Raw genomic sequence first — 20,740 nt, forward strand, 5'->3', positions numbered from 1 at the left:
GCCCCTCTCCCGCCCCAGCTGTCGGCGGATATCCACACGCATATACGTTACCGGGTAGACCCCGAAGCCATGAGCGAGGACTTCCCGGACTACCTCGACGTCGACTACCACGACGGTGACGGTGAGAGCCCCGCTGACTACTCGACGCTGGACGCGAAAATCGAGAAGGCCATCGAGGTCACCCGTGACGGCCTCGAATCCTACGACAACCCCGCCATCATGTGGACCGGTGGTAAGGACTCGACGCTCACGCTGTACTTCGTCAAGGAGGTCGCCGACCAGTTCGACCTCGATGTCCCCGAAACCATTTTCATCGATCACTTCCAGCACTTCGACGAACTCCACGACTTCGTCGACCACTGGGCCGACGAATGGGACCTCGACGTCGTCTACGCCCGCAACGAGGACGTCGGCGACTACGTCACCGCCAACGACCTCGAACCCGGCGACGACATCCCGATCAGCGAACTCGACGACCAGAACCGACACCACGTCCGGGACCTCCTCGAATACGAGGAGGACTCGTTCCCGTTCCTGCTCGACACCTACGTCGGCAACCACCTCCTGAAGACCGTCGCGCTCAACAACGCCCTCGAGGAGCACGACGTCGACGGCATCCTCTCGGGCATCCGCTGGGACGAACAGGACGCCCGCGCCGACGAGACGTTCTTCAGCCCGCGCCACGATCCCGACGTCTACCCGCCCCACGACCGCATCCAACCCATCCTCCAGTTCGACGAAGCCGCCGTCTGGGACGCCTTCTGGTATTACGTCGTCCCCGAGACGGTCGCGGACTTCCCGGACGACGGCTACGTCCCCCAGGACTTCGACGACCTCCCCAACGACCTCACCCACGAGGACATCCCCGTCTCCCCCAAGTACTTCAAGGGTTTCCGTTCGCTGGGGAGTGAGGTCTCCACGGACAAGGCCGCCGAGGAACCCGCGTGGCTCCAGGACCTCGAAAACACCACCGAGCGCGCCGGCCGCGCCCAGGACAAAGAGGACCTGATGGAGCGCCTGCGCGATCTCGGCTACATGTAAGTCCGCCCGGTTCACGTTGGCGGGCTTCCCCACGCCAGGACTCCGACGCGCAGAACGCGCCACAAGCCCCTCACAGTGAACCGCGCGGACGCTGCACCACGGCTGCGCTGCGCAGGTTCGCAAATCATACGTACGTGGACGCACGACTCGGCAACAGCGACGATGACGGCGACACGCACACCGGTCGGATCGCGCGACGCCCGCCGTGACCGTGGTCGGGGTGTCGCCGGCGGCAATGCGCCTGCGTGAGCAGGCCACCACCCATTCTCCCGACTGCCCGGACGCCGTCGCAACGCGCCGCCAACCAGCCATCCACAACTCCACCAATGCTCGAACGAACCTACATCGAAGACGTAACGCCCGACGACGACGGCGAAGACACCACCATCGCCGGCCACGTCCACGAACTCCGCGACCTCGGCGGCATCCTCTTCGTCATCGTGCGGGACGCCACCGGCCGCCTGCAGGTCGTCGCGAAAGAAGACGACACCCCCGACCTCTTCGAGACGGCCGAAGGCCTCTCCAGCGAGGACGTGGTGCAGGTCACCGGCACGCTTGAGGCCAGCGACCAGGCCCCTGGTGGCGTCGAACTCGCGCCCACCGAGCTCACCGTCGTTAGCGAAGCCACCGACGTGCCGTCCATCGAGATCTCGAAGGACGTCGACGCCGACCTCTCGACGCGGCTGGACGAGCGCCACCTCGACGTGCGCAAGCCCTCGACGAAGGCGGTGTTCTCCCTGCGCTCGAAGGCGATGGGCGCGATGACCGACTGGTTCTACGACAACCGCTTCGAGGAGGTCGACACACCCGAACTCTCGACGGCGGGCGCTGAGGGCGGCGCGGACCTCTTCCCGGTCGTCTACTACGACAAGGAGGCCTATCTCTCCCAGAGCCCACAGCTCTACAAGCAGATCCTCGTTGCCTCGGGCGTCGACCGACTGTTCGAGGTCGGCCACGCGTTCCGCGCCGAGGACTTCGGGACCTCCCGGCACGTCTCCGAGATCGCCATGTTCGACGTGGAGCTCGGCTACGTCGAGGACCACCACGACGTGATGGACGTCCAGGAGGAGTCCCTGCGCCACACCATCCGACACGTCGTCGAGCACGCCCAGCGCGAACTCGACGAACTCGGCTCGGACCTCTCGGTCCCCGAGGCGGACTTCCCGCGCATCACGTTCGAGGAAGCCCGCGAGATCCTCGCCGACGAGTACGACCACGTCCCCGAGGACGACAACGACCTCGACACGAAAGGCGAGCGCCTGCTCGGGGAGTACTTCGAGGAGCAGGGCCACCCCGCCGTGTTCGTCGTCGGCTACCCGGACGAGAAGTTCTACTACCGCCAGGACGTCGACGGCGACGACGTCGCCTCCCGGAAGTTCGACCTGCTGTACCGCGGCCAGGAGCTGTCCTCCGGCGGGCAGCGTGAGCACGACATCGAGCGCCTGACGGCGAAGATGCGCGAGCAGGGCGTCGAGCCGGAGAACTTCGAGTTCTACCTCGACGCGTTCCGCTACGGCGTCCCGCCCCACGGCGGCTACGGGCTGGGCATCGACCGGCTCATCCAGCAGCTCGCCGGCCTCGACAACATCAAGGAAGCGATCCTCTTCCCGCGGGACCCCGACCGCCTCGAACCGTAGGCGGTTCGGACAGCCCGTCGAACGCCTCGTGTTCCGTTATTCCAGGCCGTCGATGAGTCCCTGCAGCGTCTGGACGTGGTCCTCGAACATCGCCTCGCCGTCCTCGGTGAGCACCGCCGTCGTGTGCGGTCGCTTGTCCACGAACTCCTTGCGGACCTCGACGGCGTCGGCGTCCTCCATGCGCTGGAGGTGACTGGAGAGGTTCCCCTCCGTCAGGTCCAGTTCGTCGGTGAGGTCGCCGAAACTGGACTCGCCGTGCCGGTAGAGGTACGCGAACAGTTCGAGCCGGGTCGGCTGGTGGACGAGCTTGTCGAGGTCCATCCTACGTTCGGGTCAACACGAGGTAGGAGGCTGCGGCGTAAACAACGTACGATGCGCCGAAGGCGGCGTAGCTCCACGTGTGCAGGACGTCGACGGTCGGGATGGCGACGCCCAGGGCGACCAGGAGGAGGCCACCCCCGTGTAGCACGTAGCGGTCCCGTGCACGGATGCGGTAGGCCTTCAGCGTCTCGCCGGCGACGAGGTAGCCGAGCCCGAGCATCACGGCGACGAGTCCGAGCGTGAGCGCGTTGTCCGCCAGGTAGCCGAGCTCCGGGAGGAACGGGTCGACGGCGGACAGCGCGGCGAACGACCCGAAGTAGACGACGAGAATCTGGAAGCCGACGTTCGGCTCGCTGTGGCCCGGCCCGAAGGCGTAGTCGTACCGCCGGGAGAGCACGAGGGAGCCGGCACCGAACAGCCCGACCCAGACGACGGGGTACCAGAACCCGGCTGCCCGCGCGAAGAGGAGGACCTGGGAGACGGCGCTCCCGGCCGCCACGAGGACGCTGAACAGCAGCCACTGTTCGGGTGCGCTCTCGTAGCGCTCGGCGATCCCCATCGCGTCCTTGATGCGGTCGAGGTCCTGCTGGAGTGCCCGGGGGTCGACGTCCTCACTCATTGTCGGCGGCTGCGTGGACGTAGTAGTTGAACGCGTCGGTGTAGCTCGGCTCCACGGTCTCGACGGTGGCGTCGCCGGCGTGCTCGCGGATGTCCGCGAGGGTCGCGTGCTCGCGGAGGAATCCGCGGCGTTCGTCGCCGTGGTAGAACGGGTCGCCGACGACGTGCGGGGCGAGGGCGTCGCCGGCGGTTGCCTGGCCGACCACTCGCACGACGGTCGGGACGCCGTCCAACAGCGCCTCGGGGGTGTCGACGGCGAGCACGCCGCCCCCGTTCACGAACGCGACGCGGTCGGCGAGGTCGGCGTCGACGGGCCGGTGGCTCGTGGCGACGACGGTCCCGCCGTCCGCGACGCGGTCGCGGATGACGCGGTGAAACGACTGCACCATCGAGAGGTCGACGCCCGCCGTCGGTTCGTCGAGGAGGTACAGCGGCGCGTCGACGGACAGCGCCAGCGAGAGTTCGAGCTTGCGTTTCATGCCCTCCGAGTAGTACTTGATGCGTTTGTCGAGGTCGCCGTCGATACCGAGGTCGTCGACGTACGTCCGCCAGCGGTCCGTGAACTCGGGGTGAAGCCGGGAGTAGAACGCGGCCGTCTCGCGGCCAGAGAGCGTGTCGACGCTCGCGCCGCCCTGCAGCAGCAGCGAGAGGGTCCGGCCGCCGTCTTCGCTGACGGGCGTCCCGAACACCGACACGGAGCCCTCCGACGGCTCGGTGCCACCGGCGAGACACGACAGCAACACCGTCTTCCCGGTGCCGTTGGGCCCCATCAACAGCAGCACTTCGTTCTCAGCGACGGTGAGGTCGATGCCGTCGAGGACGCCGTCCTCGCCGTAGGCCTTGTGGACGTTCCGCGCCTCGACGGCTGGCCGGTCGACGCTCACCGGACCGCACCCCCGTAGAGCGAGCGGCGGGTGGCGGCGACGGCGAGCGCGAGTCCGGCCACTGCGTAGCCCGCGAGCAGCGCGACGTGACCCATGCTCGTCGGCGCGCCGGGCGGTGCCAGTCCGGCTTGCGTCCACCCGCCGGCGGCGACGAGGTGGTGGACGGCCAGCCGGGTGGCCAGCGCGTTCGGGACGACGTTCACGAAGTCGGCAGCGCCGGCGAGCATCCCGGGCTGGATGCCGTTGTAGCCGGTGAGGAAGAAGGCGAGCATGACGACGCTGACGGCGACGATGCTCGCGAACTTCGCGTCCGGGACGACGGCGACGAGGACGACGGCGATGCTGGCGGCGAACAGGCCGAGCGCCAGCAGCCCGAGCAGGGCCACGGGGATCGAGGCGGCCGACCGGAGCGTGAACGCCGCTCCCGTGGCGGCACCGACGCCCAGCACAGCGAGGACGGCGGCGACGGCGAACAGGTAGGCGGCCGCGAACCGTCCGAGGAAGTCCGCTGCCGGCGACACGGGGAGTGCTCGGAACTGGCGGTATCGGCCGCGTTCGACGTCCGCGACGAGCGACTGGGAGAACGTGCTCAGGAACACGGTGAGGGCCGCGAAGGCCCCGTACGAGACGGCGTGCGTGGCTTTGACCGCGCTCACGACCTCGGCCGGCATCCCTCCGGTGTCGATGAAAAGGGACACGGACAGCAGGTAGAACATCGCGGGGAACGCCACCGCCCAGAAGGCGACAGCGCTGTTCCGGCGGAGCGTCTGGAGGGTTCGCACGGCGAACGCCGTGGTCTGTTCGAGGAGCCGGCCCAGGGGCGGGCCGCCACGTGTCTCGATGCTCATACTACGTCACTGACACCGACTTACAAATAACTTTGCACTACAAACCCACTTTGCAGCGCAAAGTCGCGGCTCGCGGGGCTGCGGTGTCGGTTCGATTCGGGGACTCGTCGAGAAATACTGCGTGTGGTGGGTCGGCGCTACGGTCGGCTCAGTTCCAGGGCCCGAACTCCGGGTCGACCTGTCGCTCGCGGCGGTCGATGCCGTCGATCTTCGCGACGTCCTCGTCGTCGAGTTCGAGATCGAGGCTCGCCCAGTTGTCGGCGATGTGGTCCTCGCCGGTCGCCTTCGGGATGGCGGTGACGCCCTTCCGGCGCACCCACGCCAGGCTCACCTGCGCCTCGCTGACGCCGTGCTTCTCCGCGACGGCCTGGATCTCGGGCACGTCGAAGACCTCACCGCGGGCCAGCGGCGAGTACGCCACCAGCTCGATGTCCTCGCCGTCGGCGTACTCGCGCAGCTCCTCCTGTTGGAGGAGCGGGTGGAACTCCACCTGGTTGGCGAACGGCAACTCGCCCAGGACGTCTTCGGCTTCGTCGAGATGCCGGGGCTCGAAGTTGCTCACGCCGATGCGCTCGGTCACGCCGTCGGCCTGCAGGTCGGCCAGCGCAGCCAGCGTCTCCGTGGCGTCGTACTGGTTTGCCGGCCAGTGCACGTACAGGAGGTCGACGTAGTCGACGCCGAGCTTCTCCAGGCTCTGTTCGGTCGCGGGCGCAACGTCGCCGTCACCGAGCTCGCTCGTCCACACCTTCGTCGCGAGGAAGACGTCCTCGCGGTCGACGTCGGCGGCCGCGATGCCGTCGCCGACGGCGTCCTCGTTCTCGTAGATCTGTGCCGTGTCGATGTGCCGATACCCCATTTCGAGGGCGGTTCGTACGCTGTCCGCGCACGCACTGGGATCCTCGTTCTCCCAGGTTCCCAGTCCGAACTCGGGCATCTCCTCGACGACCGCCGCGCGCTGCTGTGTGTCCTGTGCCATACGCATAGCAACAACGGGTAGGTGGTTAGCGGTTGTGGATGCGGCGAGAACGCCGGCGTGTCCTCACGCGCGCAGCCGGTCGCGGGCGAACCGCGCGAGCAGGGGGACGTCTTCGGTGTGCACGAACTCGAGCAGCGACCGCAGCCCGCCCTCGTTCGCGCCGGACAGCGTCCCGACGTCGGCCGTCTGCAGGTCGCTCATGAGGCGGTCGTAGCGCTCGTTGGACGCGAGATACAGCAGCTGGGTCATGGTCAGCCGCATCCGCGCGTTCGGCGCGACACGCTTGTGCCAGAGGTCGTCGTAGATCGACAGCGCGTCCGCGGACGTATCGCGGTCGTCGCCCATGAAACACCGATCGGCGGTGATCGCGGCCGCGCGCGCCGACTCCATGCACTTGTGGATCCCCTCCCCCCACAGCGGGTCGACCGTCGGCACGGTGTCCCCGATGGCCATGAAGTTGTCCGTCGAGAAGTTCGCCGGCAACTGGATGTGCGCCGACCCGCGGTGCTGTTTGCCCGCCAGTTTCGTGGCGTCGGCGAGGCGCGGATCGGTCTCCATCCAGTAGTCGAGGTGGTCGTCGATGCTCTTCGAGGCGTCACCGAACCGCTGGTAGCTCTCGTTTTGGATGTAACAGATGCCGACTTTTGCGGTGTCAGCGCCCGTGTGGAAGATCCACGAGTAGCCGCCGGGCGCGAGGTCGTGATCCAGGCGCAGCATCATCGCGTCGCTCAGGTCGGCGTACCCCTCGTGGTCGACGGCGACGTTCTCCATCTCCCACTCGATGCCGATGGCCTGGTTGCTGCGCCGGAGGTCCGTCACGCCGAGTTTCTTCGCGAGCGGCGCCGCCGGCCCGGTTGCGTCGATGATGATGTCGCCGTACACCTCCTCGTCGCCGTCGTACTTCACGCCGACAATCTCCCCGCCTTCCGTGATCGGGTTGTTCACGCGCGCCTCGAACCGGTACTCGGCACCCTGCTGTTCGCCGGCGGCGACCAGCCACTGTTTGAACTCCGCGAACTCCAGGACCGCGCCGGGCTGATCCTGGACGAAATACTCGTGGGGGGATTCCAACACAACGTCGTCGGTGTACTGCATGACCACGTCGTCGGGCACGCCGAACGCGCCCATCATGGACGCGAACGTGCCCGCAGTGGACTTGTTCGACTGGCGGGGGAACTCGTCCTCGGGTTCGGCTTCGAGGACGACCACGTCGTAGCCCCGCTCCGCGAGGTCGCGCGCGCACTGTGCTCCTGCTGGGCCGGCACCGGCGACAATAACGTCGTGCATGTCTGACATAGGATCGATCACGCCGAAGGGTGACGCGAGTCAGTCGCCCTGAACCGGGTGCTGTCAGCAGCCAGTCACGACCACCGGCCCGCGCACGGCTAGTTGTTCACTCTGAACCACGCCGGGGACTAAAAACACGCGGGAACGTTCCTGACGCCCGCAAAGGGGTGGGACTCCCCGACACCGGCTCGTGCGCGCTCGGTCAGGCCAGCCGGTAGCCCCCGAGCCGGGCCACTGCCACCCGGTAGGCCACCGGAAGCGCAACAGCGACCGCCGCCAGCGCGACGAAGGCCCCCGTTTCGACGGTGCCCGCGCTCACACGCCAACCAAACGGCAGCGTCCGCGAGACGAGCACGGTGACTGCATCGTGGAGGACGTCGCTCCGGACGACGGTGACCGCGACGACGGCCGCCGTGAGTGTCGCGGAGAACACGCCGTACGCGACCTTGCTGGGTGGCACGGCGCGGCGGGACCCGGCGAGGTCGACGCCCTCGAAGCGGGGAAAGACGCTGCCGACCCCGGCTGCGAGCACGGATGCGGCCAGCACAGCGCTGCCGGCTGCGACCACGACGCCCAGTACGCCGCCCAACGAGTAGCCTGCGGCGCCGGCGAGCAGGCCGGCCACAGCCCCGCTGACAGGGACAGCGACAACGCCGGTCGCCGCGACGTAGCCGCGGACGACGTGCCGGCCGCCGGCGCGCGCCGTCAGCAGCGACGGCAGCGACCTGCCCTGATTCCCGAGGGGGTTGAGGGGGAGCGCCGCGCCGCCCGCCCACGCACCATACCAGACGGCCAGCCAGGGCGCGTACCGCGGCACGGTGCCGCCGGCGAGGACCTGCTCGCCGACCGGGATCGCCCCCACCAACGGGAAGGCGACGAAAACCAGCCGGAGCGGCGACCGGTAGATCTGCAACAGTGCCGTGCTCGCGACGCCGTGGGTCGCAGGCGCGCGCGTCAGCACGCCGAGCAGTCTGTCGACCGCGTGGTCGGGCGCAGTCGTGGGTTCGCCGTCACTCTCGGTCGACGCCATCCCGTCGGCGCGCCAGGCGTACCGGGCGGCCGGCACCGCGAGAAGGACGCCGGCGCCTGCGACGACGACACCGAGGGCGAACGCCCCAGCGACACCGGTGGCGCCGGGAGTCACGCCGGGCGTTGTCGCCAGCGAGAGGTCGCCGAGCCAGCAGAGCGGGGGCGCGCGGAGCACGGGTCGCAGGGCGTCGATGGCGGTCGTGAACTCCCCGGTGAGCATCACAGCGAAGTACCCGAGGCCGATACCCACTCCGAGCACCGGCTTCAGTTGCGTGAGGACGTTCGACCGGCGGACGACGCCCTTCAGCAGGAAGCCGACGGGGTAGCCGGTGGCTGCCGCCGACGTGACGGTGACTGTCGCCGCGGCGACGACGCCGAGGACGGGGACCGGCGTTCCCAGTCCCAGGCTCAGCCCGAGGGCCAGCCCGAGTGCCGGGAAGAGCATGAACCCGGCGAGCTTGACAGCGGCGCTCGCGAGCTTCCCGGCGGTGATGTCGGCGGTCGGGCGGAGCGTGAGGTAGTGGCCGTCGTTGTCGAGGTCGCCGTTCGAACCGACAGCCTCGACGACGAGCATCGCGACCGTGAACAGCCAGGCGACGCTCCAGGCGGTCGCCGCACCGCCGGCCGCGAACCACGGCGTCTCACCGGCCGCCAGCGCGACGCCGGTGTCGTGGCCGAGCGAGTACGCGTACACCGTGATGAGCGCGAAGCCGACGGCCGAGAGCGCGCCGTACAGCAGCCAGAAGTCCTGGCCGCGCAGCTTCCGGTAGCCCCGCACGAGGTCGACGCGCGCCAACTCGACTGCGGCCTCGGCGTCGGGGACGGCTTCACGAATCCGGGAGCGGGGCGTCGGCATCCGCAGTCACCTCCATGAAGACGGTCTCCAGGTCGGTCGCGCTGCCCTCGCGGGCGGTCGATTTGAGGTTCTCTGGGTCACCGTCGGCGACGAGGACGCCGTCGTCGATGACGCCGATGGTGTCCGCGAGTTCGTCGACGACGGGGAGGACGTGCGTGGAGAGAAGGACAGTCGCGTCCCCCGCCGCGAGGTCCGCGACGGTGTCCCTGACGGTGCGGGCGGCCCGGGGGTCCAGCCCCGACGTGGGTTCGTCGAGGAACAGGACGTCCGGGTCGTGGAGCATCGCGGCGACCACGCCGATCTTCTTCGTCATGCCTGTGGAGTACGACTCGATGCGGCGGTCGGCGTCCGCGAGCAGGTCGAACCGCTCCAGCAGCGACTCGATGCGGGTGTCCGCCTCGCCGTCGTCGAGCCCGTGGAGTCGGGCGACGTGCCGGAGCTGCTCCCAGCCCGTCAGCTCGTCGAAGACCGGTGGATCGGCGGGTAGGTAACCGATTCGCGGGGTGAGCGCCGCCCGGTCGGTGACTGGAACGCCGGCGACCTCGGCGGTCCCCGCGGTGGGATCGGTGAGGGAGGTGAGCAGGCGCATTGTCGTCGTCTTCCCGGCACCGTTCGGTCCGAGGAAGCCGTAGACGCTGCCCGCGGGCACGGCGAGGTCGAGGTCGTCGACCGCAGCTTCGTCGCCGTAACGCTTCGTCAGGCCGTCTGCGCGGATGGCGAGGTCGGTCATCGGCGGTCTCCAGTCGGTGTCGTGGTGTCGAGGCCAGTGGGGGACATGGATTGACTCGACTCGCGTGTAAAGCGAGGTTTACAGGAAAGTATGTTTTACACTCCAAGGTAAAGCTGTCGGCGGTCCGAACAGAACACCGAGCAGCGCTGCCGCCTTCGCTACCCGTCGAGTTCGGGGTCGAAGAGGTCCTCGATCCGGCAGTCGAAGAAGTCCGCGAGCTTGAACGCGAGTTCGATGCTGGGGTCGTAGCGGTCGCGCTCGATGGCGTTGATGGTCTGCCGAGTGACCCCGACGGCGGCCGCGAGGTCGGCCTGACTCAGGTCGGCCTCGCCGCGGCGTTCGCGCACGTGGTTTCTCATCGTCGGTAGCGAATGGCGGTGTAGACGACGCCGTAGACGATGAACAGGGCCGAGATGGTGAGGAAGCCACCGACGAACTCCTCGGGCACGTCCACCGACGGCATCTGGTCAACGACGACGTGCGTGGTCATCGCCAGTAGACCCACGACGCCCGCAATCTGGAGTGTGAGCAGGCTCGCCCGGCGCTCCAGGTCGAGGTCGCGCTCGTCGTACAGCGTGACGGAGGTCCCCTTCCAGACTGCGAGGGAGCCGAGGATGCCCGCCCAGTACACCACGAGCCCGGCCAGCGGGTAGTCGAACTCCGCGGCAACGATGAACCCGCCGACGCCGACGCCGATGCACGCGTACATCAGCCGCCGGTACCGCCGGACCTTCGCCAGTCGCCCCGTCCCGGTCGACCCGCGGTCGCTCATGGACACGATCGTAACGCGTGCTTTACTCCCGGGTGGCTTGTAGGTTTCCTCTCAGCGGGCCCCTGGCAGCCCTCGTGCCTGCACGGTGGATCTCTGCACGTGCGACCGGTCGACGACCGACAGCGGCCGGTGACGCCACCCCGGACACCTCGCCGAACACTTCGAACCAGCCGATGGTCCGGATGCCGGCCTCGACCCGATCCACAGCCTCCGGAACGCGCTCCAAGCCCGCTACTGGCCGGTCTGGAAGTCCCGCTGACGCACTGAGACGTGGGAGCCGGTCGGCGAAGCATCGGCGCGCGAACGGGATGAGCGCACCGGCCACCACGAGCGGCGGGACGGAGCGAGCAGGGAGTGTTTATCGCAGTTTCGCGAGGAGAGGTCGCCGGAGGCGATCCGGCGAAGTAAATCGGGACTAGTAGAACTCGCGGACGAGATCGGTGGCGCCGTCGGGCGCGCCGTCCGGGAGTTCGGCCATGTTCTCGGTGACGCCGTGGGCCTCGCTGTACGGCGTCGAGTCCTCGTCCTGGTAGAGCACGCCGAGGTACTCCTTGCCGGCGTCGAGGATGGCGTCTTTGGCCTGGTCGTAGTCGTGGCGGTCGTAGTCGTCGTCCTCGCTGAGGTCCACGAGGCTGTCCCGGAAGTAGTCGTAGGTGTCGACGTCGTTGAACGTGACACACGGGGAGAACGTGTTGACGAGGCTGAACCCGTCGTGTTCGATGGCCTCCTGGACGATCTCCTGGTGACGCAGCGCGTCCGAGGAGAAGCTCTGTGCGATGAAGCTGCCGCCCGCAGCCATCGCCAGTGCCAGCGGGTTCACCGGCGGCTGCTTCGGGCCGTCCGGCGAGGTCGACGTCTCGAAGTCCGACCGGCTGGTCGGGGACGCCTGGCCCTTGGTCAGCCCGTAGATGCGGTTGTCCATCACGACGTACGTGATGTCGACGTTCCGCCGGACGGCGTGGATGAAGTGGCCGGCACCGATCGAGTAGCCGTCGCCGTCGCCGCCCGCCACCATCACTTCGAGGTCCGGGTTCGCGAGCTTCACGCCGGTGCCGACGGGGAGCGCGCGTCCGTGCACGCCGTGGAGCGCGTACGACCGCATGTACGTGCCGATCTTCCCCGAGCACCCGATGCCCGCGACGACGAACGTGTCGTCGGGGCTGTTGCCGGTTTCCGCGAGCGCTTTCATCATGCCGTTCATGGTGCCGAAGTCACCGCATCCCGGACACCACGTCGGCTGCTTGTCTGACTTGAAGTCGGTGAATCGAACGTTCTCTGAGCTCATGCGAGGGACTCCGTGATTTCGGCGGCGAGTTCGTCCGCTTTGAAGTCGACGCCGGTGTAGTTGTTGATGCGTGTGACGCGCTCGAGCACGTCGTGCTCGATCACGTCGGCGAACTGGCCGGTGGCGTTGGCTTCGACAACGACGACGTCGTCGGCGGCTTCGACCTCGTCGGTGAGGTCGGGCCGCGGGTAGATGTACGGCACCGACACCACGCGGATGTCGGGGTCGTCGTCGCCGTCGAGGTACTCCAGGGCTTCGACGATGGTGCCCTCGTTCGATCCCCACGAGACCACGAGGTTGTCGGCGTCGCTGTCGCCGAACTCGCGGTAGTCGAACTGCTCGCGCTCGCGGGCGGTGTCGACTTTCCGGTAGCGTTTGTCGACCTGGTCGACGCGCACGTCCGTGTCTTCGGTGCGGCGACCGAGTTCGTCGTGCTCCAGGCCCGTGGACATGTGGACGCCGCCCTCGGTGCCCGGCACGGCGCGCGGGCTGATGCCGTCGGCGGTGTCGGCGTGGGGTCGGAACTGCTCGGTGTCGTTTTGCCACGCGGAGATCTCGTCCTCGTCGACGAGCTTCCCGCGCTCGATCTCGACCGCGTCCATGTCGAACTCCTCGGGCGGATACGTGCGCTCGGTGACCGCCATCGAGAGGTCCGCGGTGACGTAGACGGGGAGCTGGTATTTCTCCGCGAGGTTGAACGCCTCGACGGTCTTGTGGAAGCACTCCGCGACCGACGTGGGCGCGACGACAAACCGCGGGATCTCGCCGTGGCCGCCTTTCAGCATCATGTTCAGGTCGCCCTGTTCTTGCTTGGTCGGCATCCCCGTCGAGGGGCCCGACCGCATCACGTTCGCGATCACCAGCGGCGTCTCACTGGTGGCGACCAGGCCGAACGTCTCGCTCATCAGGTCGATGCCCGGCCCGGAGGTCGCGGTCATCGATCGCGCGCCGGCGCGCGCCGCACCCAGCGCGAGGTTGATCGCCGCGAGTTCGTCCTCGGCCTGGACGACGTGGCCGCCGAACTGCTCGATGCGGCCCGTGAGGTACTCCATGACGTCCGTCGCCGGGGTGATGGGGTAGCCGGCGTAGAACCGGCAGCCGGCCGCGATGGCGCCCATGCCGATCGCCTCGTCGCCGTTCAGGAGGACGTAGTCCTCGTCGGTGGTCTCCAGCTCGTAGGGGAGCGTGACGTCCTCGAACTCCTCGGCGACGTACTCGGCACCCAGGCGGGCCGCCTGCTTGTTGTTCTCGATGATCTGTTCGCCCTTCCCGCTGAACCGCTTTTCGAGGGATTCGTCGAGGTTCTCGATGGGGAAGTCCGCGACCGCGCAGACCGCGCCCAGGGCGACGATGTTCCGCATGATCGCGCCGCCGGCGTCCTCGGCGAGGTCCTTCAGCGGGATGTCGAGCCCGGTGACTTCCGCGGGGGATTCGAAGTCGGCGAACTCGGTGCGGTCGCCGTCGTAGATGATGATGGAGTCCGCGTGCAGCTCATCGAGGTTCTCGTCGACGGTGCGTTCGGTGAGCGCGATGAGGATGTCGAGGCGGTCGACTACACTCTGTACTTGGTCGACCGACGTACGGACCTTGTAGGCAGTGTACCCACCTCGGATGCGTGATGCGAAGTCCTTCGAGGTGAACACGTGCCGGCCGGCGCGCGACAGCGCCTGCGCAAAGATCTTGCCGGTGGACGCGATTCCATCGCCGGCCTCCCCGCCGATGGCCCAGTTCAGGTCGTCGTGCATGTCGTTACGGGCTACCCGGGCCGCCAGCAAAAAGGCTTCTGAAGGCGTCTCCCGGCTGGAATGCAACGGACCCGCTGGCACGCATCGCGAAACTGGACGTACGTGTGCTCGGGTCCCACAGGCGTGTACGACCACGTGGTGTGTGACGCCGAACCGTGAACCCCGGAAGTTGCTGGTGTGACATCTGGCGGCCGACTGTCGGTGTCCCGAAACGAACGGGTTAGGTGAGTGGCCCACCAGACACACGTATGGACGAAACCCCGGTCACAGTGCAGGCGGTCGACGACGTCGGCCCGGACGCCATCGCAGTCACGTTCGAAACCCCGGCAGGGTTCACCGCCGAACCCGGACAGTTCGTGCGCGTCGTCCGCGAGTTCGAGGACGGCGAAACGGAGGGGCGATACTACACGCTGTCATCGCCGACCGTGGCCGACACCTTCGAAGTGACCGTCGACGTGGCTCCCGACGGCGTGCTCGGCCCGTGGCTCGCGGGCCGCGACCCCGGCGACGAGGTCACTGTCGAAGGCCCGTTCGGCGAGGACTACTACCAGGGCGAGCCCTCCGTGTTGCTGCTCGCGGGCGGTCCGGGCGTCGGCCCCGCCGTCGCCATCGCCGAGCGAGCGATGGACGCCGGTGCCGAGGTCGCGCTCGTCTATCAGGACGAGGCCCCCGTCCACGAACCCCGGCTCGCCGCGCTCTCGGACGCGGGCGCGGACGTGCTCGTCGTCACCGACGCGTTCGAGGACGCCGTCGCGACGCTGGCGGACGCGTCCGATCAGGCCGCGTTCGTCTACGGCTTTGCGGCGTTCTGCGGTGCCGCTACCGACGCGCTGGAGGCAGAAGGCTTCGACACCGACGCCGCGAAAGTCGAGAGCTTCGGCCCCGAGCCGTGAACCGAGGGGCTGCCGTGTCGACACCAATCAGCGTCAGGAGTCGGCACGCGGTCGACCAGCGACTCGACCGCCTCCGCGACGCCCACGGCCCGTTCCCGTGCCACACCGAGACTGTCGAGAACGACCCGGCGCTGTTCGCACACGGGCGCGAACTCGTCGCGGCCGGTGGTCGCGGCAGTGCGGGCGCACGCGTGACCGACACCGACGGCCGCGTCCTGCTCATTCGACATCCTGGGGACCCCGAGAAGTGGGTGCTCCCGGGTGGCGGCCACGAACCCGGGGAGACGTTCGCGGAGACGGCGGTCCGGGAAGTCTGGGAGGAGGCCGGCGTCGAGTGCGAGCTCACGGGCGTCTGGCAGGCCAAGCGCCGCCGGATTCGTCACCGACCCCGATGTCCCGCAGCGGGACGCAGTGAGCGAGCACTGACCGGTCAGTGCTCGACGAACTCGATGAGCGCGCCGCCGGTGTCCTTGGGGTGTAGGAAGGCCACGTCGTGGCCCCAGGCCCCGGCCCGCGGCTCCTCGTCGATGCGGTCGACGCCCGCGTCGCGGGCGGTCTCCAGCGCGGCCTCGATATCGTCGGTGGCGAACGCGACGTGATGGATGCCGCCGCCGGTGCGCTGCAGATACCGGCCGACGGTCGTGTCCTCGTCGACGGGTTCGAGGAGTTCGACGTAGCCGTCCCCCCCGAGATCGAGGAAAACCGTGTGCAGTCCGTCGAAGACCTCCTCGTGCGCGACCGGCGCGCCCAGCAGCGCCGTGTACAGTTCGCCCAGGCCCGCGGCGTCCTCGGTGGCGACGCCGACGTGGTCCACGTGCATACTCGCAGGTGGCCCGCGGGCGCTCATCAAGCCACCGACTACGCGGGGTCCGGCAGGTCGAAGTCGACGCCGGTGCGGTCCGCGGAGACCGTCCAGAGGCGGCGCGCGGTGTCCTCGTCACGCGACCGGGCGCTCGGCTGCTGGCGCTCGGGGTGGCCGCGCATGTTCAGGACGCCGCCGGGGCCGATGTACTCACCGCCGTCGATGCCCGGGTTGGTTGCGGCGTACAGCAGCGGCCACGCGCCCTGCTCGGCGCTCTGGCCGACGAGCGCGTTCGCGGCCCGCATCGCGAGCAGCCGCAGCCGCGACCCCGCCGCCTGCGGACCGCGGAGTTGGAGGTTCGTCGCGGCGTACCCCGGATGGCAGGCAACGCTCGTCACGCTCGCCGACGCCGCCCGCAGCCGCCGGTCGAGTTCGTACGCGAACAGGAGGTTCGCGAGCTTCGACTGGCTGTAGGCCTCCCACTTGCCGTACTCGGCCTCGTGCTGGAGGTCCTCGAAGTCGATCCGGCCGCGCCGGTGTGCGCCCGACGACTGCGTGACGACGCGCGTCTCGCCGCTGGTCCGCCGGAGCACGCCCAGCAACCCGGCGGTGAGCGCGACGTGCCCCAAGTGGTTGACGCCGAACTGCGTCTCGAAGCCGTCGGCGGTCTCCGAGCGCGGGATCGCCATCACCCCGGCGTTGTTCGCGAGCACGTGCAGGCTGTCGAACTCCGCGGTGAACCAGTCGGCGAACGCCGCCACCGAATCAAGCGCTGCGAGATCGAGCTCGTGCACTGTCAGCGACGCACCCGGGAGCTCTGCCACGATGTCGTCGCGGGCGTCCTCGCCGCGTTCGGTGCTCCGGCACGCCATGACGACGTGCGCGCCAGCCCGAGCGAACGCCCGCGTGGCCTCGAAGCCGAGGCCGCTGTTCGCGCCCGTCACCACCACCCGCCGGCCGGACTGATCGGGGAGCGCTGCCGCCGTCCACGCGTCATCGCTGCTCATACCGCCACGGTCGGCGGCCAGCGGGAAAACTCACGGTGGTGGTGGCGGCGTCCTCAGAGGGCTGCCCCGGGCTGGTGTTCGCCGAACACGTCCCGCAGCGTGTTGCAGATCTCGCCCACGCTGGCGTACGCCTTGACCGCGGCCACGATATACGGCATCACGTTCTCGTCGCCCGCGGCGGCCGCCCGCAGGTCCGCGAGCGCGGCTTCGACGGCCTCGCTGTCCCGGTCGGCTTTCACGTCGTTCAGGTGCTCGATCTGGCGGCGCTCGTCGTCCGCAGTGACCTCCTCGATGTCGGCCTCGGGCTCCTCGTCGTCGACCTCGAACTCGTTGACACCGACGATGACGCGCTCTTTCTCCTCGATCTCCTGCTGGCGGTCGAACGCCACGTCCTGGATCTGGCGTTGGACCCACTGGTCTTCGACGGCGCGCCGCATCCCACCCCGACTGTCGACCTCGTCCAGGATCGCCTGGGCTTCGGCCTCGATGTCGTCGGTGAGTCCTTCGACGTAGTAGCTGCCCGCCAGCGGGTCGATGGTGTCCGCCGCGCCGGACTCGTGGGCGAGGATCTGCTGGGTGCGCAGCGCGGTCCGCACCGACTCCTCGGTGGGGATCGACAGCGCCTCGTCTTTCCCGTTCGTGTGCAGGCTCTGGGTTCCCCCCAGTACTGCGGCCAGCGCCTGGTAGGCGACCCGCACGATGTTGTTGTCGATCTGCTGGGCGGTCAGCGTCGAGCCCGCCGTCTGCGTGTGGAACTTCAGCTGCTTGCTCTTGGGGTCGTCGGCGTCGAAGCGCTCCTCCATGATCGTCGCCCACATCCGGCGGGCCGCCCGGAACTTCGCGACCTCTTCGAGGATGTTGTTGTGCGCGTTGAAGAAAAACGAGAGCTGGGGCGCGAACTCGTCGACGTCGAGGCCGGCGTCGAGGGCGGTCTGGACGTATTCGATGCCGTCGCCGAGCGTGAACGCGATCTCCTGGGCGGCTGTCGCGCCGGCCTCGCGGATGTGGTAGCCCGAAATCGAGATGGTGTTGAACTTCGGGGTCTCCGCGGCGCAGAACTCGAAGATGTCCGTGATGACCCGCATCGACGGCTCCGGCGGGAAGATGTAGGTGTTGCGCGCGATGTACTCCTTGAGGATGTCGTTCTGGATGGTGCCCCGCAGCTCCTCGCGGTCGACGCCCTGCTGGTCGCCCACCGCGATATACATCGCCAGCAGGACGCTGGCGGGCGCGTTGATCGTCATCGACGTACTGACTTCGTCCAGCGGAATGCCGTCGAAGACGGTCTCCATGTCCGCCAGCGTGTCGATGGCGACGCCGGATTTCCCGACTTCACCCTGCGCCATCGTGGCGTCCGAATCGTACCCCATCTGGGTGGGCAGATCGAAGGCCATCGACAGCCCCGTCTGGCCCTCGTCGAGCAGGTAGTTGAACCGCTCGTTGGTTTCGGCCGCGGTCCCCATGCCGGCGTACTGGCGCATCGTCCACAGCCGCCCGCGGTACATCGTCGGGTAGACGCCCCGCGTGTAGGGCTCCTCGCCGGGGAACCCGATGTCCGCGTCGTAGTCGCGGTCGGCGACGTCGTCGGGCGTGTACAGCCGGTCGACGGACTGGCCGCCCGTGTCCGTCTCGAAGGACTCCTTGCGCTCCCCGAAGCGGTCCAGCGTCGGCCCCATCGTCTCCTCTTCCCAGTCCTCGCGGCCGTCCCGAATCGCCGCGAGGTCGTCCTCGTCGTACATACCCGGACGGACGGCGGACGCCGTCTTAATCCTTGTACGTTCCTCCCGGGCGACGACCCGCTGCGCTCCGGGGTCGACAGTGACTTCGCGACCGAGCGGGAGCGGCGCGACGGGGTTGGTGTGCCCCCAGTCGAGGCCCAGCACGACCGGCGCGCGACCTGCTCGGCGACCGCGTCGTAGACGCCCTCGCGGTAGCCGTCGCGGTCGCCCCCCGGCGGGTCAGCCGCGAAACTCCGGGTCGGCGGCCGGCCAACGAGCACGGCGGGGAAGCTGCTGCCGTCGAACACGCCGGCGATAGTGAACTGGAGCGCCACGGGAAAGCACGCGAGCCCGGCGAGTCGGTCACGTCCCGGCGGTCGCAGCGTGCTGGGGCGTCTCTTGTGGGCTGTGCCGCCGTCACCCGCCGGTGTCGTACTTGTACGTCGCGGTGTCGGAGTCGATGCCGAAGTCCTCGCCTGCGTCGGCGTCCTCGCTGCCGTCGTCGCCGGCGAAGCGCCGCTGGAGCCGCTCGGGCACCTCGAACGCGTCGAACGCCACACACAGCGCCTCGGCGTCGGGCTGGGACTCCCGGGTCGCGGCCAGCCGGTCGCCCAGCGGCGGCGGTAGCTCGGCTTCGTCGACGCGCTCGAAGCCGAACTGGTCGAGGTACGCCGGCTCGTCGGTCAGCGCGTACGCCTCCTCGATCCCCTGCTCGCGGGCGTCCGCGACGAGGTATGCGAGCAGATGGGCCCCCACGCCTCGCCCCCGCCAGTCGTCGAGCACGCCGATGTTCGTGAACTCACAGACCCGCGCGGTGTCGTCCGGTGTGTGCACGCGGAAGCGCGCGAACCCCGCACGCTCGTTCGTCGCCTCGTCGACCGCCAGCACGTAGTCCCGGGATCGGAACGCCGGGTCCTCGAAGCCGTAGTCGTCGAGCCGGTCGAGCAACCACACCTCCTCGTGGTTTTTGGCGTCCCGCGTGTGCATACCACGCAGTTGTGTGCCACACGTCAAAAGCGTTTGCTGGGGGGTCCCAAGCGACACCCCGCGGTCGGCTACCCGCAGGCCGTCGACGCAGCGACCTCCCGCAGCGTCTCCAGTGACACGCCACTCCCCCGGACGGTGTACCGATAGGTCGCGCAGTTCCACGAGATGCTCGTCGTCGGCCCGACAGCCACCGCGGCGTTCCGTCCGGCGACCCGGATCTCGCGGTCACCGGTGACCGGATACGTGCGGTCGTATTTCGCGACCGTGACGCTCGCGGTGTCGTTGGCGTACCGCAGGCCCACGCCGTGGATGCGGCCCGTCGTCTCGGTCGCCGCAACCAGCCGCAGCGACCCCGGCGTCGTCGGCTCGGGGACGCTCGCCTCGGTCGCCGCCGCCAGCCGCTGTGCGGACGGGTACACCGTCCGGTTGGGCGTGTCGTACGTCTTCGCTGTGGTGTTCGGTGGCGCAGAGAACGTGAACGTGTCGTCGGTGACCCCCGGGTCGAAGGTGATGTGGCTGTAGGTCGTTCTGGCCGTCACGGGCTCGCCGTTGGCAACCCAGGAGGTCTGTCGCTGCACCGGGAAGAACCGCTCCGTGTCGACCCACAGCGTCTGTTCGAACGCAGCCCCCACGTCACCCGTGGCGCTCAGCCGCAACACGTAGACCGACCGGCCGCTGACTGTGGTCGTCCCGTCGTAGGTGAGCCTCAGTGTGGCCGTGTGACTGGCGCCGGTGGCTCGGCGGGCCGTGTCCACGGGAACGACCGGCAGCGGCGAGACGCCGTCGGCTGTCGCCGATGCGGTCCTGGCGGTGACGTTCACTCGCTCGAACAACCGCTCGACGCGATCCCCGAACGTCCGGGGGTCTGTCGTCCCGGCCGGCTCGAACCGCCGCACGACCCCGGTGTCACGGTCGTACATCGTCATCACGGAGTCGTTTTCCACGATCGTCTCGTGGCGGCGGCTGGTCGTCTCCCGGATCGTGATCCGGCGCTGATCGGTGCCCGGCCGCAGGGACACCCTGGCGACGGACCGATACGTCTCCGAGCCCCGGTGAACGACCTTCTCGCGGGTCGCGTTGACGCCGTCGATCCCGGCGTACGCCCCGCTGGCGTTCGCGCCGATCCGCGGTGAGCCGGCACCCGACTGCGTCCCGCCCAAGACAGTCATCCCGATCACGGCGCCGCCGGCGAGAACGGCAACGGCGACGAGCCCACCGACCAGCAGGCGTGTCCGCTGTCGCCCCTCAAACATAGCGTGGTTTCACGCGGCCACCTCTTAGTGGTTGCGTCCCGACTGAAACCT

Annotated in this window: 20 protein-coding genes and 1 pseudogene; 4 read left to right on the forward strand and 17 right to left on the reverse strand. The window is 68.7% G+C overall.

Going from position 1 to position 20,740, the window contains the following annotated elements; translation table 11 throughout:
• Positions 1-69 precede the first annotated feature (69 nt).
• Together JT689_RS03200 and aspS are read left to right on the forward strand one after the other, a co-directional pair.
• A complete protein-coding gene (locus JT689_RS03200; protein WP_205251501.1) occupies positions 70-1,041 on the forward strand; it encodes a phosphoadenosine phosphosulfate reductase family protein in 972 nt (323 codons plus the stop codon).
• A 326-nt stretch (positions 1,042-1,367) separates the two neighbouring features.
• On the forward strand, positions 1,368-2,678 hold the full coding sequence (aspS, locus tag JT689_RS03205) for an aspartate--tRNA(Asn) ligase (protein WP_010902296.1): 1,311 nt from the start codon (positions 1,368-1,370) through the stop codon (positions 2,676-2,678).
• A gap of 36 nt (positions 2,679-2,714) precedes the next feature.
• Here the strand turns inward: aspS and JT689_RS03210 are convergent, their stop codons facing one another.
• The 12 genes from JT689_RS03210 to JT689_RS03265 all read right to left on the reverse strand — a co-directional run bounded on the left by JT689_RS03210 (position 2,715) and on the right by JT689_RS03265 (position 14,029).
• Positions 2,715-2,999 carry a transcriptional regulator gene (locus tag JT689_RS03210; protein WP_010902297.1) on the reverse strand — a complete coding sequence of 95 codons (285 nt, stop codon included), beginning with the start codon at positions 2,997-2,999 and terminating at the stop codon, positions 2,715-2,717.
• Position 3,000: 1 nt separating this feature from the next.
• Entirely contained in the window at positions 3,001-3,618 is a 618-nt protein-coding gene (locus tag JT689_RS03215) for a hypothetical protein (protein ID WP_205251502.1), read from the reverse strand.
• The gene (locus JT689_RS03220) at positions 3,611-4,501 is read right to left on the reverse strand and encodes an ABC transporter ATP-binding protein (protein ID WP_205251503.1); all 891 of its coding nucleotides are present in this window, start codon (positions 4,499-4,501) and stop codon (positions 3,611-3,613) included. The genes JT689_RS03215 and JT689_RS03220 overlap by 8 nt, the downstream gene beginning before the upstream one ends.
• On the reverse strand, positions 4,498-5,349 hold the full coding sequence (locus tag JT689_RS03225) for an ABC transporter permease (protein ID WP_205251504.1): 852 nt from the start codon (positions 5,347-5,349) through the stop codon (positions 4,498-4,500). Before JT689_RS03225 ends, JT689_RS03220 begins: the two co-directional genes overlap by 4 nt.
• A gap of 148 nt (positions 5,350-5,497) precedes the next feature.
• The gene (locus JT689_RS03230; protein ID WP_012289160.1) at positions 5,498-6,325 is read right to left on the reverse strand and encodes an aldo/keto reductase; all 828 of its coding nucleotides are present in this window, start codon (positions 6,323-6,325) and stop codon (positions 5,498-5,500) included.
• Between the two features lie 63 nt (positions 6,326-6,388).
• Complete coding sequence (locus tag JT689_RS03235; RefSeq protein WP_205251505.1) at positions 6,389-7,621, reverse strand: digeranylgeranylglycerophospholipid reductase; 1,233 nt, start codon at positions 7,619-7,621, stop codon at positions 6,389-6,391.
• Between the two features lie 193 nt (positions 7,622-7,814).
• Positions 7,815-9,497 carry a hypothetical protein gene (locus JT689_RS03240; protein WP_205251506.1) on the reverse strand — a complete coding sequence of 561 codons (1,683 nt, stop codon included), beginning with the start codon at positions 9,495-9,497 and terminating at the stop codon, positions 7,815-7,817.
• On the reverse strand, positions 9,469-10,227 hold the full coding sequence (locus JT689_RS03245) for an ABC transporter ATP-binding protein (protein ID WP_205251507.1): 759 nt from the start codon (positions 10,225-10,227) through the stop codon (positions 9,469-9,471). Before JT689_RS03245 ends, JT689_RS03240 begins: the two co-directional genes overlap by 29 nt.
• Positions 10,228-10,385: 158 nt before the next feature.
• On the reverse strand, positions 10,386-10,586 hold the full coding sequence (locus JT689_RS03250; RefSeq protein ID WP_010902305.1) for a helix-turn-helix transcriptional regulator: 201 nt from the start codon (positions 10,584-10,586) through the stop codon (positions 10,386-10,388).
• Positions 10,583-10,999 carry a DUF2178 domain-containing protein gene (locus JT689_RS03255; protein ID WP_010902306.1) on the reverse strand — a complete coding sequence of 139 codons (417 nt, stop codon included), beginning with the start codon at positions 10,997-10,999 and terminating at the stop codon, positions 10,583-10,585. Before JT689_RS03255 ends, JT689_RS03250 begins: the two co-directional genes overlap by 4 nt.
• 415 nt (positions 11,000-11,414) lie before the next feature.
• Positions 11,415-12,284: a 2-oxoacid:ferredoxin oxidoreductase subunit beta gene (locus JT689_RS03260; RefSeq protein WP_010902307.1), complete on the reverse strand. Its 870-nt coding sequence runs from the start codon at positions 12,282-12,284 to the stop codon at positions 11,415-11,417.
• Positions 12,281-14,029: a 2-oxoacid:acceptor oxidoreductase subunit alpha gene (locus tag JT689_RS03265; RefSeq protein ID WP_010902308.1), complete on the reverse strand. Its 1,749-nt coding sequence runs from the start codon at positions 14,027-14,029 to the stop codon at positions 12,281-12,283. Before JT689_RS03265 ends, JT689_RS03260 begins: the two co-directional genes overlap by 4 nt.
• 248 nt (positions 14,030-14,277) lie before the next feature.
• On the opposite strand from JT689_RS03265, the gene JT689_RS03270 reads away from it, so the two are divergent.
• Both JT689_RS03270 and JT689_RS12360 read left to right on the forward strand, forming a co-directional pair.
• Positions 14,278-14,922 (forward strand): FAD-binding oxidoreductase, encoded by a 645-nt coding sequence (locus JT689_RS03270; RefSeq protein ID WP_205251508.1) that lies wholly within the window; start codon positions 14,278-14,280, stop codon positions 14,920-14,922.
• A gap of 191 nt (positions 14,923-15,113) precedes the next feature.
• Positions 15,114-15,221 (forward strand): annotated as a pseudogene (locus JT689_RS12360) (NUDIX domain-containing protein); the annotation flags it as partial.
• Positions 15,222-15,352: 131 nt separating this feature from the next.
• On the opposite strand, the gene mce reads toward JT689_RS12360, so the two are convergent.
• The 5 genes from mce to JT689_RS03300 all read right to left on the reverse strand — a co-directional run bounded on the left by mce (position 15,353) and on the right by JT689_RS03300 (position 20,689).
• Positions 15,353-15,742 (reverse strand): methylmalonyl-CoA epimerase, encoded by a 390-nt coding sequence (gene mce / locus JT689_RS03280; protein ID WP_205251509.1) that lies wholly within the window; start codon positions 15,740-15,742, stop codon positions 15,353-15,355.
• A 38-nt stretch (positions 15,743-15,780) separates the two neighbouring features.
• Entirely contained in the window at positions 15,781-16,731 is a 951-nt protein-coding gene (locus JT689_RS03285) for an oxidoreductase (RefSeq protein ID WP_205251510.1), read from the reverse strand.
• A 53-nt stretch (positions 16,732-16,784) separates the two neighbouring features.
• The gene (locus tag JT689_RS03290) at positions 16,785-18,470 is read right to left on the reverse strand and encodes a methylmalonyl-CoA mutase family protein (protein ID WP_205251511.1); all 1,686 of its coding nucleotides are present in this window, start codon (positions 18,468-18,470) and stop codon (positions 16,785-16,787) included.
• 396 nt (positions 18,471-18,866) lie between these two features.
• Entirely contained in the window at positions 18,867-19,436 is a 570-nt protein-coding gene (locus tag JT689_RS03295; protein WP_205251512.1) for a GNAT family N-acetyltransferase, read from the reverse strand.
• A 68-nt stretch (positions 19,437-19,504) separates the two neighbouring features.
• Positions 19,505-20,689, reverse strand: a complete 1,185-nt coding sequence (locus JT689_RS03300) for an outer membrane lipoprotein carrier protein LolA (RefSeq protein ID WP_205251513.1) — start codon at positions 20,687-20,689, stop codon at positions 19,505-19,507.
• Between the last annotated feature and the right edge of the window lie 51 nt (positions 20,690-20,740).

Origin of the sequence: Halobacterium sp. GSL-19 (assembly GCF_016917855.1) — an archaeon.
GTDB classification, from domain to species: Archaea; Halobacteriota; Halobacteria; order Halobacteriales; family Halobacteriaceae; genus Halobacterium; species Halobacterium salinarum.